The sequence below is a fragment of the Verrucosispora sp. SN26_14.1 genome, from assembly GCF_004307965.1.
Taxonomy (GTDB): Bacteria; Actinomycetota; Actinomycetes; order Mycobacteriales; family Micromonosporaceae; genus Micromonospora.
Map to the genome: position 1 here is coordinate 1 of NZ_SISL01000015.1, position 14,683 is coordinate 14,683.

Below are 14,683 nucleotides of genomic sequence, written 5' to 3' on the forward strand. Positions count from 1 at the left end.
GCCGGGTCCGGTGCCGCCGGTGGGCTGCGCGGACGCGCGGCTGGGTGCCGGTTCGCGGGGCGGTTCCAGGCCGGTCTCGGTCCGGCAGCGGGCCCGCAGTTCCTCGACCGTGCCGCCGCGGTGGAAGCGGGGCAGCTCCGCACGGTTCGCGGCGATCTCGGCGCGGAGTCTGCGGGTCTGCTCCTCGTCGACGCGGTCGCCGACCAGGACCACCCCGTAGCGGCGGGCGCCCTCGACGGTGACCAGTCCCCGTTCGACGTCGTGGCGCACCTGGTCCGGGTCGCGTTCCAGCGGGTCGCCCCAGCCGCCGCCACCCCACGTGACGAAGTGCAGCAGGTCGCCGGGGCGTACGCCGACGTGGTCGCACTTGGCCGGCACGGTCTGCTGCGATCCGTCGGCCCGTTCCAGGATCTTCGTGCCGCGCTGGCCCGGCTCACCGCCCAGCACACCCCAGGGTTTGGTGAACCACCGGTCGTCGTGGATGGAGACCTCGCCCGGTTCGAGGAACCGGTAGCCCACCCGGATGCCGTTGCCGCCGCGGTGGCGGCCGGCGCCGCCGGAGTCCGGGATCGACTCGTAGGACTCGATGCGCAGCGGGTAGTACGCCTCCAGGTACTCGTTCGGCACGTTGGTGAACGAGGGCCACATCGAGTGGCCGTCGAAGCCGTCGCCGATCGGTCGGGCGGGTACCCCGCCGAAGCCGATCTGGTAGAGCTGGAACCAGGTGCCGGAGCGGTCCAGGCCGGAGTACATCAGGTGCGGGCTGGACGAGAAGCCGGCCGCGCAGAGGAAGTCCGGCTGGCACTGGCCGAGCAGCCCGGCCAGGACGTCGAAGAGGCGGCCCAGGGCGTGCGTCCGGCAGGACAGTGCCGCCGGTCGTCGGGGCTTGAGCAGGCTGCCCTCGGGGATGCGGACGTCGACCAGTGGATAGAACCCGTCGTTGAACATGATCAACGGGTCGACGGCCATGATGGTGTACACGCCGAAGAACATCCGCAGCACGTTCTCGTTCAACAGGAAGTTGATCGAGCCCTCGGCCTGGTCGCTGGTGCCGGTGAAGTCGAGTACCACCCGGTCGCCGTCGCGCCAGAGGGTGCACCGGATGCGGAACGGCCCGCTGCCGCGCCCGTCGTCGTCGATGTAGTCCTCGAAGGTGACCGGCTGTTCGGGCACGACCTGCCGGAACAGCTTCGCCATGGCCTGCCGGTTGCGTTCCAGCAGCAGGTCCAGCGTCGATAGGTAGGTGTCCAGGCCGAAGCGCTCGCACAGTTCCCGGACCCGGGTCTCGGCGGTCCGGCAGGACGCCAGCACCGCGTTGAGGTCGGCCCGGTTCCAGTTCGGCAGGCGCACCTGGTTCAGGACGGTGTCCAGCAGCTGCTGGTCGAGCGTTCCGCCCCGGACCAGTTTCACCGGCGGGACGATGACGCCCTCTTCAAAGATCGACACCGCGTCGGTCGGGAGGCTTCCCGGCACCTTGCCGCCGACGTCGCTCATGTGGCCGAACATCGCCGCCCAGCCGACCAACGTCCCGTCGGCATAGATCGGCAGCAGCACCAGCCAGTCGTTGGCGTGGCTGATCGCGCCGTCACAGGCGTACGGGTCGGAGGTGAAGAAGACGTCGCCCTCCTCCACCGTGCCGTCGTAGCCGGAGAGGAAGCCGTCGATGAAGGAGCCGAACTGTCCGGCGACCATCCGACCCTTGCGGTCGGCGATCAGCGGGAAGGCGTCGTTCTGTTCGCGGATGCCCGGGGACATCGCGGTGCGCAGGACGACCGCGTCCATCTCGAAACGGGCGTTACGCAGTGCGTTCTCGACGATGTCGAGCACAGCGGTCTCGACCTCGACCGGACGCTGGGGCCGGGTCGTCTCGACGATGACGGCACTCATCGGAGCCCTTTCTCCTCGGCGGGCAGGATGAGCAGGTTGCCCAGCCTGTCGACGCGCGCGACGCAGCCCGGCAGGACCAGGCTGGTGGAATCCATCTCGACCACGATCGCGGGCCCGCGCAGTTCGTCGCCGGCACGCAGGGCGGTGCGGTCGTAGAGGGCCGCTTCCTGCCAGCCGCCGTCGACGTACACGCGTTGGCGGCCGATGACCGCGCGGGAGGCGTCGTGGTCGCCCGACTCGATCTCGACGGGTCTGATCCGTTCGGCGTCGGAGACCCCCACCGCGCGGATGTTGACGATCTCGTGCTGCTCGTCGAGGGCGAAGCCGAACAGGCGTCGGTGGGCCTCGTCGAAACCGTCGCGCAGCGTGGGGATCAGCGGCTCCTGGCCGGACGCCGGGACGCCGACGGGGACCTCGAAGCCCTGCCCGTGATAGCGCACGTCGGCCTCGAAGCGGACCGTCCGGGCCTCGGCGGGCACCTCGGCCCGGTCGAACTCGGTGTCGATCTGGGCGGCCAGGTCGGTGAACTCGCGCCGCAGGTGCGTCTCGTCGAGGTCGTCGAGGGGGCGGACCAGTGACTTGTTCGCCTCGGCGCGCACACCGGTGGAGGCGTCTCCGTAGGCGCAGAGCACCCCCGGGGACTGCGGGATCACCACCGGCCACGAGCCGAGGAGTTTGGCCAGGGCATTGGCGTGCAGGGGGCCCGCACCGCCGAAACCGAACAGGGCGAAGCGTCTCGGGTCGTAGCCGCGCTGCACCGAGACCAGTCGCAGGGCGCCGAGCATGTTCTCGTTGACGATGTCGATGATCGCGGCGGCGGCGGCCTCCACCGTCACGCCGAGCCTGGTCGCCACGGTGCCGACGGCGGTGCGGGCCTTCTCCACGTCGAGGGGCATCGCGCCGCCGAGCAGCGCGTGCGGCAGGTAGCCCAGCACGACGTTGGCGTCGGTGACCGTGGGCAGGACGCCGCCGCGACCGTAGGTGGCCGGTCCGGGCAGGGCGCCGGCGCTGGCCGGGCCGACCCGGAGCGCGCCGGTCAGTTCGGGCACGTGGGCGATGGAGCCGCCGCCGGCGCCGACGGTCTGTACGTCGATCGAGGGTGATCGGACGGCGAGGTCGGCCACGGTCGTCTCGCGGCGGATGACCGGGGTGCCGTCCTCGATCAGGGCGACGTCGGTGGAGGTGCCGCCCATGTCGAGGGTGAGCAGGTCCCGGAAACCGGCGGCCGGTCCGAGGGCCACCGCTGCGGCGACGCCGCCGGCCGGTCCGCTCATCAGCAGGCTGACCGGGATGTCCTCGGCCCGTTCGAAGGTCATCAGTCCGCCGTCGGAGCGCAGCACCCGGCGGTCGCCGACCAGTCCTTCGGCGACCAGTTTGCTGCTGAGGTTGCGCAGGTAGGCGCCGACGCCGGGCCGGACGTAGGCGTTGGCGACGGTGGTCAGGGTCCGCTCGTACTCGCCCAGCTCGGGCAGGACGCCGGCGGAGGTGGAGACCGGTACGTCGGGTGCCTCGGAGGCGGCGATCTCGGCGGCCCGCTGTTCGTGGGCGGGGTTGGCGTAGGAGTTGACGAAGCCGATGGCCAGGGCGTCCACACCCCGGTCGACCAGGTCGCGGACGGCGGCCCGCACGGCCGACTCGTCCAGCGGGTCGATCTCGGTGCCCCGGGCGTCCAGGCGGCCCCGGACCTCGCGGACGTCCTCCAGTGCGACCAGTTCGGCGGGTCGGTCCCAGACGATCCAGCCGCCGAGTCCGCCGGGCACGAACGACCGGGCGATGTGCAGGACCTGCCGGTAGCCGACGGTCACGATCAGGCCGACCCGGGCGCCCCGGCGTTCCAGGACGGCGTTGGTGGCCACGGTCGTGCCGTGCAGGAACTGACGGATGTCGGCCGCGCGGGCGGTGGCGTCGGCGAGGACCCGGGTCACGCCCTCGACGACGCCGACGGACTGGTCCTGCGGCGTGGAGGGCACCTTCGTGCGGCGGGTCCTGCCGGTCGCCTCTTCGATCAGAAGGACGTCCGTGAACGTGCCACCGACGTCGACTCCAAGTCGGTACATCAACGACCTGCTTTCTCGGGAACGTCAGCTGTCTCGGAACGTCGTCGTCGGCCCGACGGGGACCGGGTGTGGGCCCCGCCGGTCGGCGTCCCCGGCGTGTGCACCGGGGACGCCGGCCGGGTCAGGAGACGGAGATGTCGTAGTAGTTGACGTGGCCCTGGGAGTAGCTGACGAAGCCCGTCACACCGTCGCGGAAGGCGTAGAACTTCTGGGAGTCGACCAGCGGGATGGCCGGCATGTCCCCCACCATGAAGTCGTTGACCTGCTTGACCAACGCCTCCCGCTCGGGGCCGGGCTGGGTCTCGAGGATCTGCCGGGACAGCCCGTCGACGGTCGTGGAGCTGTAGTTCTGCAGGTTGGTCAGGCCGCCGGTGGAGTAGAAGACCTGCAGGTAGTAGGCGGGGTCGGGCACCAGCGGGGTGCTCGTGGCCAACCAGCTCTGCAGCTTGCCCTCGCGCTTGGCGGCGTCGAAGTCGGCGCCGGAGGCGACGTTGTTCAGTTTGACCTCGATGCCGACCTTGGCCAGTTGCGACCGCAGCAGGACGGCCACCTGTTCGCTGTGTGCGCCGACGTTGGCCGCGTTGTAGGCCAGCTCCATCGGGAAGCCGTTGGGCAGGCCGGCCTCGGCCAGCAGTTGCTTGGCCCGGTCGATGTTGTGGGTGAAGGGCTGCGCCGCCGCCGGGGCGCCGAAGTCGTCGTGGATGAAGTCGCTCGACGCCGTGGAGTACCCCTGGTACGCGGAGTCGACGATCGCCGTGCGGTCGACGGCGTAGGAGATGGCCTCGCGGACCCGCTTGTCGTCGAAGGGCTCGGCCTTGAGGTTCGGCACCAGCACGTCGATGTTGGGGTAGAGCACCCGTTCGAGCCGGACGCCGTCGCTGTTCTCCAGCGAGGAGAGCTGGTCGAAGGTGAGCGCGCTGGCGACGTCGACCTGCCCGCTCTGAGCCAGCTGGAGCCGGTTGGAGGTGTCGGCGACGGCACGCACCACCACGTCGGTCACCGTGGGCGTACCCCGGAAGTAGTTCTTGTTGGCGGTGAGCCGGACTTCCTTGCCCGGGTCGAACGAGCGCACCTCGTACGGGCCGAAGGTGGCGGTGTTCTCGCCCAGCCACTTGTAGGCGTACGGGTCGTCGCCGGTGGCGTGCTTCTTGGCCTCGACCGAGTCGTAGATCGTCATGAAGAAGGTGCTCAGGATCGAGACGCTGACCGCGTTCGGCTGAGCGACGTTGATCGTGACGGTCCGGTCGTCGGTGACGGTGACCGGGTTCTCGATGTCCCAGCCGCCGATGCCCATGAGGATCTTGGCGATCGGTACGCCCTCGCTGTTGACCATGCGGTCCACGGACCACTTCACGTCCTCGGCGGTGAGGGCGTTGCCGAACTGGCTCTTGGCGTCGCGGAGGGTGAAGGTCATCTGCTTGCGGTCGTCGCTGAGCTCCCAGGATTCGGCGAGCTCGGGCTCGATCTGGTCCGGGGTCTGGAGGGTCGTCGCGCCGGCCTCGGGCTTGGTGAAGCGCACGAGCGTTCCGGAGATGTTGGGTAGCAGGTCGATCGAGATGAAGCCCTGGTAGCGCTCGGAATCGAGGCTGGAGACCACGCCGGGCGCGGCGACGGTCAACGCCTGGCTGCTGCCGGCGTCCGTGTCGTCGCCGTCGTTTCCACTACAGCCCGCGACTACCAGGCTCGTCACGGCGAGCGCCGCCACGGCGCGCATCCGAACGGAAGTCGTTCCCATGCCGACACCTCCACATTGTGTGCAAGGTTGCTTTATCAGGCGTACTTGACTTGGTGAAGCGGATCACAGGATGCGATGTTTGTATACAGGTTGCCGGCTGTCAAGGCCTCGTTCAGCCAGATCGGGGCCACCCCGACGGGCCAGGAGCGGGCACCCGACGGTCAGCACGGCAGACGCCCGCACGCACCGGAGCACGTGCACCCCTGCCAGGCTTTGCATACATGGACTTTGCGACACCCTAGCGCCGCACTGAGCCCAGAGCTACTAGCTGCGAAGCCAGCGCGAGTGCCACTCGCGGACCTAGACGCCCTCCCACGGATTACATACAATCCGCCTCAACGTGAAGGAGGTCACCGTGACTCATGCCGGTAAGCGACGGGTCATCATCGATCAGGTGCCGCACCGCGTGTGGCGGGCAGCGGGTCTGCCCTTCGGACTTCTCACCCGCGAGATCAACGCCGACCCGGAGACCGGAGCGCAGACGCTGGTCGTCGACGTCCCGCCCGGCTGGCACATGCCGGCGCACTGGAACGGCGCCGACCTCGAACTGCTGGTCCGCGACGGCGACCTGACCATCGCCGGGCGCCAGTGCCGCCCCGGGCACTACCTCTTCCTGCCCTCGGGCACCGAACTCGGCCCGATCTCGTCGGAGCACGGCGCCACGTTGATCTTCTGGACCGACTCCCCCTTCGAGGTCCGCACGGACGCACCACCGGCACCGTCGACACCGCTGGGCGAGACCGTCGACATCTTCGACCAGGCCAACTGGCAGCCGGTGCGGGAGGCATTCGCGGGGGTCACCGACACCAGCAGCCACGGCGACCTCGAGGTCCCCACCCAGTGCATCCGGCTGCGCAAGGTCGAGGAGAGCGGCAAGGACACCATCCTGTTCGTCCTGCCCCGGAGGTTCGCCAAGACCGCCCTGGAGTTCCACCACAGCACCGAGGAGATCTTCTTCCTCGGCGGCTGGTGCGCCACCGACCCGGAGCACGTGTACCACGCCGGTGAGTACCTGTGCTGGGCGCCGGGCGTCATCCACGGCGTGGTCACCGGCTGGGAGGCCATCTGCCTCTCCAAGCACCACGGACCACTCACCAGCCCGCAGATCCCCCTCGGCGCCACCAGCGTGGACGCCGAACGGTGACCCGGTTACCCCACGAGGGCCACCGCCGCAGCGCACCGGGGACGCCGCGCCCGCCGTTCGTCGTGCGCCGCGACGAGCTGGAGTACGAACTGATCTCCGCCCTCAACCACAACCCCGACGACGAGGGACTGGTGCACCGTCTCGTCGACCGGGACACCACCGGCGATCCGGAGTGCGAGTTCCTCACCGGCGTCTACCGCATGGAACCCGGGATGGCCCACCCGCTGCACCTGCACGCCGACTCCGCCGAGTTCTACTACGTGCTCTCCGGGACGGCCCGGTTCACGCTGGCCGACGAGGAGTTCGAGGCGGGACCGGGCACCGCGATGTACATCCCCGCCGGCGTCGCCCACGCCATCGAGACCGGCAGCGCCGACGGCATGGAGCTCGTGTACTCCTTCAGCACCCCCGACCTGCGGGGAATCGGCACCAGGTGGCTCTAGCCGGACCCACCGCACATCGACGCAACCGTGGATCGACGAAGGAGACGAGGGTGCGCAGCATCGAACATTGGATCGCTGGGGCGTCCGTCGCCGGCAGCGGGTACGCGACCGTGTACCAGCCCGCGACCGGCGAGCCCCAGGCACAGGTCGCGATCGGCGCCCAGCCCGAGATCGACCAGGCCGTCGCGGCGGCCACCCGGGCCTTCGAGTCGTGGGGCGACGTGTCCCTGTCCCAGCGCGCGAAGGTCCTCTTCCGCTTCCGTGACCTGGTCGAACGGCACGAGGACGAGTTGGCGAGGCTGGTCACCGCCGAACACGGCAAGACCGTCGAGGACGCCCGCGGCGAGGTGATCCGGGGCCGGGAGGTCGTCGAGTTCGCCTGCGGCATCCCGCAGCTGCTCAAGGGCGCCTACTCCGACCAGGTCTCCACCGGTGTCGACTCGTACTCCCTGCGCGCGCCGCTCGGGGTCTGCGCCGGCATCACCCCGTTCAACTTCCCGGTGATGGTGCCGATGTGGATGCATCCCATCGCCATCGCCTGCGGCAACACCTTCGTCCTCAAGCCCAGCGAACGCGACCCGTCCGCGTCGAACCTCGTCGCGCAGCTCTACGCCGACGCGGGCCTGCCCGACGGCGTGTTCAACGTGGTGCACGGCGGTAGGGAGGCGGTCGACGCGCTGCTCGACCACCCGGACGTCGCGGCGGTGTCGTTCGTCGGTTCCACCCCGGTCGCCCGGCACGTGCACCAACGCGCCGCCGCCTCCGGCAAACGGGTGCAGGCGCTGGGCGGAGCGAAGAACCACGCCGTGGTGCTGCCCGACGCCGACCTGGCCGAGGCGGCACGGCAGATCACCTCGGCGGCGTACGGGTCGGCCGGGCAACGGTGCATGGCGATCTCGGCCGTGGTCGCGGTCGGCGACGCCGGTGACGAACTGGTCGACCTGCTCAGGCGGGAGGCCACGGACATCGTGGTGGGCCCCGGCGACCAGGTGTCGTCCCAGATGGGTCCGGTGGTCACCGACGAGGCGCGCGACCGCGTCATCACCTCCGTCGACGGTGCGCAGAAGGCCGGGGCCACAGTGGTCGTCGACGGCCGGGACCTGCGGGTGGACGGCCACGACAACGGATACTTCGTCGGCCCGTGCCTGCTGGACCGGGTGACCCCTGACATGGAGGCGTACCAGCAGGAGATCTTCGGACCGGTGCTGGTGGTGTTGCGGGCCGAGAGCCTGGACGAGGCGATCAGGATCATCAACGCCAACCCGTACGGCAACGGCACCGCCCTTTTCACCTCCGCCGGAGCGGCGGCCCGCCGTTTCGTGCGTACCGTCTCGGTCGGCATGGTCGGGGTGAACGTGCCGCTGCCGGTGCCGATGGCCTACCACTCCTTCGGCGGCTGGAAGGCGTCACTCTTCGGCGACACCCACATCCACGGCCAGGAGGGCGTGGCGTTCTACACCCGTGGCAAGGTCGTCACCTCCAGGTGGCCGGGCACCACCCCGACGGCCCGCCCGGACTTCCACTTCCCCACCGCCACCTGACCGGTCGGCGCTGACCGGCGCGGACCTTTCTACGCCGGTCAGCGCATCCGGCCCCTCGCGGCTATGGCGCGGATGTCCCGGACGGGGCAGTGGCGCTGATGGCGGCCTCGACCGCAGTCCCTATGCGGTTCAAGGCCGCCAGGTCGCAGGGTTCGAGCTGGTCGATCAGGTACTCGCGGACCGCCGTGACATGTCCCGGCGCCGCGGCCACGACAACCTGGTGGCCGGCCTCGGTGAGGGTCGCGTTGGTGGCTCTGCCCGCGCCGGGGATCCGTGAGCGCGCGATCAGTCCACGTTTCTCCAGCCGACCGACGACGTGCGACAGGCGGGACAGCGATGCCGCTGCCCGCGCTGCCAGACGGCTCATCTGCATCGTGCGCTCCGGCTCCTCGGACAGCACCGAGAGCACGATGTACTCGAAGAACGTCAGCTCAGACTCACGTTGCATCCGCGCGTCCAGGGCAGCCGGCAGGCTGATCATGATCGCCGAGTTGGCCAGCCATGCCGCCCGCTCGTCGTCACTCAGCCACCGGGTTCCGGTGGACCTCGCCGCTGCCCCTTCCCTGGTCATGAGGGCACCCTACGCGTCAGTTGTTGACGCTTCAAGTTCAGGCAGGTAGAACTTGAAGCGTCAAGTTAGCCGGGTGGCGCCGGTGGATCGACCGGGAAGGACCACGCAATGCACACCACCTCACTGGGCGGACTCGACGTCTCGCGCGTCGGCCTCGGGGCCATGGGAATGTCGGCCTACTACACCGGAGCCGGCCGCGACGAAGCCGAGTCGATCCGGACGATCCGGCGTGCTCTGGACCTCGGCGCCACCCACCTGGACACCGCCGAGGTGTACGGGCCGTACACCAACGAGGAACTGGTGGGTCGCGCGATCAGGGGCCGCCGCGACGAGGTCGTCCTGGCCACCAAGTTCGGCCTCGTCTCGCACACCGGCAGACCGGGAACGGACAGCACCCCCGCCAACATCCGCATGGCCGTGGAGGGCTCCCTACGACGGCTCGGCACCGATCACATCGACCTCTATTACCAGCACCGGGTCGACCGCGGCACCCCCATCGAAGACACGGTAGGAGCGTTGCGCGAACTGGTGGTCGCGGGCAAGGTGCGCCACATCGGCCTGTCCGAGGTGTCGGCGACGACGATCCGCCGGGCCCACACGGTGCATCCGGTGGCCGCCGTCCAGACGGAGTACTCGCTGTGGACCCGCGACCCCGACGGCGCCGTGCTGAGCACGCTGCGGGAACTCGGCATCGGCCTCGTGCCCTACTCGCCGCTCGGACACGGCTTCCTCACCGGCGACATCCGCTCCCTCGACGGCCTGGACGCCACCGACTGGCGGCGCACCAACCCCCGGTTCACCGGCGACAACCTCACCCGCAACCTGCGTATCGTCGAGGAGGTCCGCGACGTCGCCGGCGAGGTGGGTGCCACGCCCGCGCAGATCGCGCTGGCCTGGCTACTCGCGCAGGGTGAGGGCATCGCGCCCATTCCGGGCACCAGGCGCGTCGACCGACTTGAGGAGAACTGCGCCGCCGACGGCATCCGCCTCACCGCCGGCCAGATCGCCCGCCTGAACAACCTGACCCCGGCCTCCGGCGATCGACACGCCGCGGCCGACATGGCCGGCATCGAAGGGTGAGGACAGTGGCCGATCAGGGCGGTCGTGCTCATCGCGTAGATCCGGTGGAACGCACCGGCCCAGGCGTCCGGTTGGCACCGCGTGCGGGGTGAACCCCATAAGTAGAATTGCCCATTCCACTTGGTACGGTGAGGCCCATGCAGGAGTCCGTGGGATCCGGCCGGGCGTTGCGGCGTGATGCGCAGGCGAACCGGCAACGCATCATCGAGGCCGCCCGCCAGACGTTCGCGACGCGCGGAGTGTCCGCGACCTACGACGACGTGGCCCAGCAGGCCGGCGTCGGTGTCGCCACCGTCCACCGACGCTTCCCGACCAAGGAGTCGCTGCTCGCGGCCGCTCTCGAGGAGCGGCTGGAGCGGCATGCCGCAGCGATCGAGGCAGCGCTGCACGCACCGACCGGCTGGGACGGCCTTGTGCGTTTCCTGTGCCGTGCCGCGCAGTTGCACGCCACCGACCGTGGTGTCCGCGACGTCGAGCTGGGAACGGGTTTCGACGAGCGTTACCTGGCGCAGATCCGTGCCCGGATCATGCCCACCATCCGGCAGTTGGTCGAGCGGGCCCGCACAGAGGGCACGTTGCGTCCGGACGTCACCGCCGAGGACATCCCCGTGCTGCTGACCATGATCAGTGAGGTCGCGCACCACAGCCAACAGGTCCGCCCCGAGACCTACACCCGCTACCTGCGGCTACTCATCGACGGCCTGCGCGCCTCGCCGGAGGTGAGCGATCTGGGCACGCCGACCACCAGCGCCGATGTCGACGCGCTGCTACGGCAATGGCTACCCGGTGCTCGACGACGCCCCTGACGTCGTCCACGAACCCGGGTGTGGGCTCGCCTCTCCGGACGGCGCCTGGCACGCCGTCGATCCGGTGCCCGCCCGACCTCGCCTGGGCAGCACGCCGTCTGCCCCGAGACAGACATCGACCCGATCTGGAGACCTTCATTGCGCGCGTACGAGCTGACCAGATTCGGCGGCCCGGAGGTTCTCCGCCTCGCTGACCGCAGTGACCCGGTCCCGGGAGCCCACGACGTGGTCGTCGACACCCGCGCGGTCGGCCTAAACCCGATCGACGTCCTGCAACGCTCCGGCACCTTCCGGTTCGCCAATCCGATGCGGTTTCCCGTCGTACCCGGGAACGAGTTCTCTGGCGTCGTGTCGGCCATCGGCTCCCGTGTGACGGGCCTCGCCGTCGGCGACGCCGTCTTCGGCCGCACCAACAAGGCACGCCTCGGCGCACTGGCAGAGAAGGTCGCCATCGAGGCAGACCTGGTCGCACCGATGCCGCGCACACTCGACTTCACCGCCGCTGCGGCCGTCCCGCTGGCCGGCACCACCGCCCTCCAGGCCATCCGCGACGCCCTCGCGGTCCAGGCCGACGACAGGCTACTCATCACCGGTGGCTCCAGCATGGTGGGCATGTTCGCGACCGCACTCGCCGCCCAGGCCGGCGCCCACGTCGTGACCACCGCCTCCGCCGCGTCCGAACCGCTCCTGCGTAACCTCGGCGCCGCCGAGGTCATCGACTACCGATCCCGAGGCGCCGACGCCGCCCATGGGCAGTTCAGCAGGATCTTCGACCTCGTCGGCGGTCCTCAGATGACCGCATTGCTGGAGTTGGTGTCCCCTGGCGGCCGGTTCGTGACGATCACCTCGACCCCGACGCCCGGATCGATCCGGCACGACTACCCGATGCCCGCCTGGCGTGCCGCAGCCCTCGAGACGGCCCTGTGGCTCGCCACACTCGTGCCCCGGCGGCGCGCACGCGCCGGAGACTTCACCTACCGGTTCCTGTCCATGCGTCCCAGCGGACAGGACCTGCGTGATCTGGGCAGGCTCGTCGACAGCGGCACCCTACCGGTGAAGATCGACAGCACCTACCGCTTCGACCAGGCGGCGGAGGCGTTCGCCAGGGTCGAGACCCGCCGGGCCAAAGGCAAAGTCGTCGTACGGGTCATTGATGACCGCCAGGACAGCGAGCCTGACGAGGCGTCGGCGAAGGTGCCCGTCACCTGATCAGGGTCGAGCCAGGGGTACGGCGCCGGCCGCCCCTGCGGCCGGTCCCTGGATGCGGTCCGGCCTACAGGAAGCGCTCGGGGTCGAAGCTTTCGAGGTCGATGATGCGCACTCGCGGAAGCACGTTCGTGAAGCAGCCCGCGTCCTCTTCGATGTCGAATATCTGCAGGCCCGGCAGGTCGGCGAAGCCGGCGTTGAGGAACTCTTTGAATCCGACGATCGCGACCTGATGATCACGTTGCAGGAGTTCGCCGACCTGCGGTAGGAAGTCGCCGTCATGGCTTGCCAGCATGACATTGCCCGAGCGCCGGGCGATGGCCTCCAACGTCCGCTGGATGCCGATGTCCACCACCTTCTGATCCGGCGACCCCGCGAGCGGGATGGGCCGGTACTCCATGCTCAGGAGGGCCCGGACGAAGGGCATCGGCAGACCGCCACCCGAGGCGTTGAGGAAGAACAGTCCCTTCACCGGCCGCTGCCACGTGTCCCGCGCGAACTCCCGCAGACGCTCCCACCGGGGTCGCTCGGCGGGGGCCGGCCGGCGTTCCAGAACACTGTTGCCGAGCGTGGCATCGATGTTCTCCCCGTCCACGATGAGATATGTGACGGGTTCCGGTGTTTCGGGCATAGACGTGCCTCTCAAGTCGAACAGCGAGCGCGGACCGGTCGAGCCCGCGCGGTGACGCGCCGGAGAACACTGTGCTCATGGTCAGGGTATTGCCTACCAGCCCGGGCGGTCCGGCCGAGGCCGGACCGCCCGGGGATCGGTCAGGCGCGGGTGCGCTGCCGCAACCTGGTCGACGCGACCGCGCCGATCGCCATGAGGACCGCGACGACCAGGGACGGCAGGGCGTCCGGCCGGTACAGGAGTTCGCCCGACGGCCCGGCGTTGCCCAGTTGGTGGAGCGTGCCCAGCAGGAGGGTGGGAGCGGCGGCGATCAACAGGCGCTGGTCGGCCGTCGCCACCCACAGGAAGGCGGCCGCACCGGCTATCACCGTGCCGGCGGCAACGATCTGTGCGCTCGTGTCGACCCTGCGCAAGCCTCCGGCGGAGATCAGGTGCAGGGCGAGGATCCCGGCGGTGACCAGAACGGCGTTGGCCCGGGGTGCTGGCGGCACGTCCGCCGGACGCCGCAGACCCACCACGATCAGAGGCGTGGCGAGAACCGGCGCCCACCACTGTGGCAGGGAGTTGAGGAACAGGTACTGGGAGATCGCGGTCGGCACCACCGCCGCAGCCACCACCAGGACGGCAGCGGTGCGGGTACGTCCCGCGACGAGCGCCACCAGGGCCGCGCCCACCATGATCGTGTGGATGCCCTGATTCCGCAGGACGGCCAGAGGGTCCGAGAGTCCGCCGAACTGGAACGCCTCGACGATGTCGTCCAGGCCGATGAGCACACCCAGCGCCAGCAGCGCCATCGCGGCCAGATGGATGCCCTGCCAGAGCAGGACGGCGGTGGGTCGCGCCGCGGTGCTGCCGCCGTGTACCCGGAGGGCGCCCCGGATCAGCGAGGCCGCCTCCCGGACGCTGGGCCAGCGGCGGGTGGTCGGTTCGTCACCGATCAACGTGTCGATCAGCTCGTCGGCACGTTCGCGGCGGTAGCTGGCCGGGTACGCCCGCAGCAGCACGCGGTAGCGCTTCTCCAGAACATCAGAACTCATGCTGGTCTGATCCTCCCGATAGAAGGTCGGGCGCTCCCCTGGGGGGAACCCCCTTGCGGCAGGCGGTCCATGACCACCCGGGCGGCGCGGGCGAGCCGGTCGGCTTCCTCGGCGAGTACGTGGTAGCCCTCGTCGGTGAGCCGGTAGTAGCGACGGGCACGCCCGTTGACGATCTCTTCACCATCGGCGGTGATGAGTCCCTCGCCGAGCAGCCGGTCGATCACCGAATACAGCGAGCCGGCAGCGAGTGTCACCCGCTCGTCGGACAGCTCGGTCACCCGCTTGATCACGGCATAACCGTGGAGCGGGCCACCGAGCAGGGCAGCAAGGACGAAATACGACGGTTCTCGGAGCGCGGGACGCGAAGTAGATCGCATGACGCTCAATATACAAGCTAGATGAGTATCCAGCTAGGGTGACCATACCGTCCACTGGAGCTGGATCGAGCTGTGCGTCGCCACGCCCGCCGGTCGAGCGTCACCGTCGGACAATGACAGCATCTATGCAAATCGATCGAGAAGGGACTTGCTGGTCCTGTTGCCCCC

The 14,683-nt window shown here is 69.7% G+C and carries 13 protein-coding genes; 6 read left to right on the plus strand and 7 right to left on the minus strand.

Going from position 1 to position 14,683, the window contains the following annotated elements:
• The 3 genes from EYA84_RS03125 to EYA84_RS03135 all read right to left on the minus strand — a co-directional run.
• On the minus strand, positions 1–1,887 hold a 1,887-nt coding region (locus tag EYA84_RS03125), incomplete at its 3' end, for a hydantoinase B/oxoprolinase family protein (RefSeq protein ID WP_131051474.1).
• Positions 1,884–3,944, minus strand: a complete 2,061-nt coding sequence (locus tag EYA84_RS03130) for a hydantoinase/oxoprolinase family protein (protein WP_201272280.1) — start codon at positions 3,942–3,944, stop codon at positions 1,884–1,886. The genes EYA84_RS03125 and EYA84_RS03130, both read right to left, overlap by 4 nt.
• Before the next feature lie 121 nt (positions 3,945–4,065).
• The gene (locus tag EYA84_RS03135; RefSeq protein ID WP_131051476.1) at positions 4,066–5,679 is read right to left on the minus strand and encodes an ABC transporter substrate-binding protein; all 1,614 of its coding nucleotides are present in this window, start codon (positions 5,677–5,679) and stop codon (positions 4,066–4,068) included.
• A gap of 355 nt (positions 5,680–6,034) precedes the next feature.
• Between EYA84_RS03135 and EYA84_RS03140 the strand changes: the two genes are divergently transcribed.
• From EYA84_RS03140 to EYA84_RS03150, 3 genes are read left to right on the plus strand one after another with little or no spacing between them, the layout of a single operon-like run.
• Positions 6,035–6,823, plus strand: coding sequence for a cupin domain-containing protein (locus EYA84_RS03140; protein ID WP_131051477.1), 789 nt, complete (start codon positions 6,035–6,037; stop codon positions 6,821–6,823).
• On the plus strand, positions 6,820–7,266 hold the full coding sequence (locus EYA84_RS03145; protein ID WP_131051478.1) for a dimethylsulfonioproprionate lyase family protein: 447 nt from the start codon (positions 6,820–6,822) through the stop codon (positions 7,264–7,266). The genes EYA84_RS03140 and EYA84_RS03145 overlap by 4 nt, the downstream gene beginning before the upstream one ends.
• Before the next feature lie 50 nt (positions 7,267–7,316).
• On the plus strand, positions 7,317–8,807 hold the full coding sequence (locus tag EYA84_RS03150; protein ID WP_131051479.1) for a CoA-acylating methylmalonate-semialdehyde dehydrogenase: 1,491 nt from the start codon (positions 7,317–7,319) through the stop codon (positions 8,805–8,807).
• A 61-nt stretch (positions 8,808–8,868) separates the two neighbouring features.
• Here EYA84_RS03150 and EYA84_RS03155 read toward each other — a convergent pair whose 3' ends face one another.
• Positions 8,869–9,378 carry a MarR family winged helix-turn-helix transcriptional regulator gene (locus EYA84_RS03155; protein ID WP_131051480.1) on the minus strand — a complete coding sequence of 170 codons (510 nt, stop codon included), beginning with the start codon at positions 9,376–9,378 and terminating at the stop codon, positions 8,869–8,871.
• Positions 9,379–9,486: 108 nt separating this feature from the next.
• On the opposite strand from EYA84_RS03155, the gene EYA84_RS03160 reads away from it, so the two are divergent.
• From EYA84_RS03160 to EYA84_RS03170, 3 genes are all read left to right on the plus strand, one after another.
• Positions 9,487–10,458 (plus strand): aldo/keto reductase, encoded by a 972-nt coding sequence (locus EYA84_RS03160; protein WP_131051481.1) that lies wholly within the window; start codon positions 9,487–9,489, stop codon positions 10,456–10,458.
• Positions 10,459–10,595: 137 nt separating this feature from the next.
• Positions 10,596–11,264, plus strand: coding sequence for a TetR/AcrR family transcriptional regulator (locus tag EYA84_RS03165; RefSeq protein ID WP_131051482.1), 669 nt, complete (start codon positions 10,596–10,598; stop codon positions 11,262–11,264).
• A gap of 225 nt (positions 11,265–11,489) precedes the next feature.
• Complete coding sequence (locus EYA84_RS03170) at positions 11,490–12,473, plus strand: NADP-dependent oxidoreductase (RefSeq protein ID WP_161594893.1); 984 nt, start codon at positions 11,490–11,492, stop codon at positions 12,471–12,473.
• Positions 12,474–12,537: 64 nt separating this feature from the next.
• Here the strand turns inward: EYA84_RS03170 and EYA84_RS03175 are convergent, their stop codons facing one another.
• The 3 genes from EYA84_RS03175 to EYA84_RS03185 form a co-directional block, all read right to left on the minus strand.
• Positions 12,538–13,065, minus strand: a complete 528-nt coding sequence (locus tag EYA84_RS03175; RefSeq protein WP_236145570.1) for a nuclease — start codon at positions 13,063–13,065, stop codon at positions 12,538–12,540.
• Between the two features lie 176 nt (positions 13,066–13,241).
• On the minus strand, positions 13,242–14,138 hold the full coding sequence (locus tag EYA84_RS03180; protein ID WP_131051485.1) for a hypothetical protein: 897 nt from the start codon (positions 14,136–14,138) through the stop codon (positions 13,242–13,244).
• A complete protein-coding gene (locus EYA84_RS03185; protein WP_131051486.1) occupies positions 14,135–14,515 on the minus strand; it encodes a PadR family transcriptional regulator in 381 nt (126 codons plus the stop codon). Before EYA84_RS03185 ends, EYA84_RS03180 begins: the two co-directional genes overlap by 4 nt.
• Between the last annotated feature and the right edge of the window lie 168 nt (positions 14,516–14,683).

What these genes read in the sequence shown, in the direction of transcription:
- EYA84_RS03130 (WP_201272280.1), bottom strand. Translation starts at nt 3,944, where the DNA reads ATGTACCGACTTGGAGTCGACGTCGGTGGCACGTTCACGGACGTCCTT.
- EYA84_RS03135 (WP_131051476.1), bottom strand. Translation starts at nt 5,679, where the DNA reads ATGGGAACGACTTCCGTTCGGATGCGCGCCGTGGCGGCGCTCGCCGTG.
- EYA84_RS03155 (WP_131051480.1), bottom strand. Translation starts at nt 9,378, where the DNA reads ATGACCAGGGAAGGGGCAGCGGCGAGGTCCACCGGAACCCGGTGGCTG.
- EYA84_RS03160 (WP_131051481.1), top strand. Translation starts at nt 9,487, where the DNA reads ATGCACACCACCTCACTGGGCGGACTCGACGTCTCGCGCGTCGGCCTC.
- EYA84_RS03165 (WP_131051482.1), top strand. Translation starts at nt 10,596, where the DNA reads ATGCAGGAGTCCGTGGGATCCGGCCGGGCGTTGCGGCGTGATGCGCAG.
- EYA84_RS03180 (WP_131051485.1), bottom strand. Translation starts at nt 14,138, where the DNA reads ATGAGTTCTGATGTTCTGGAGAAGCGCTACCGCGTGCTGCTGCGGGCG.
- EYA84_RS03185 (WP_131051486.1), bottom strand. Translation starts at nt 14,515, where the DNA reads ATGCGATCTACTTCGCGTCCCGCGCTCCGAGAACCGTCGTATTTCGTC.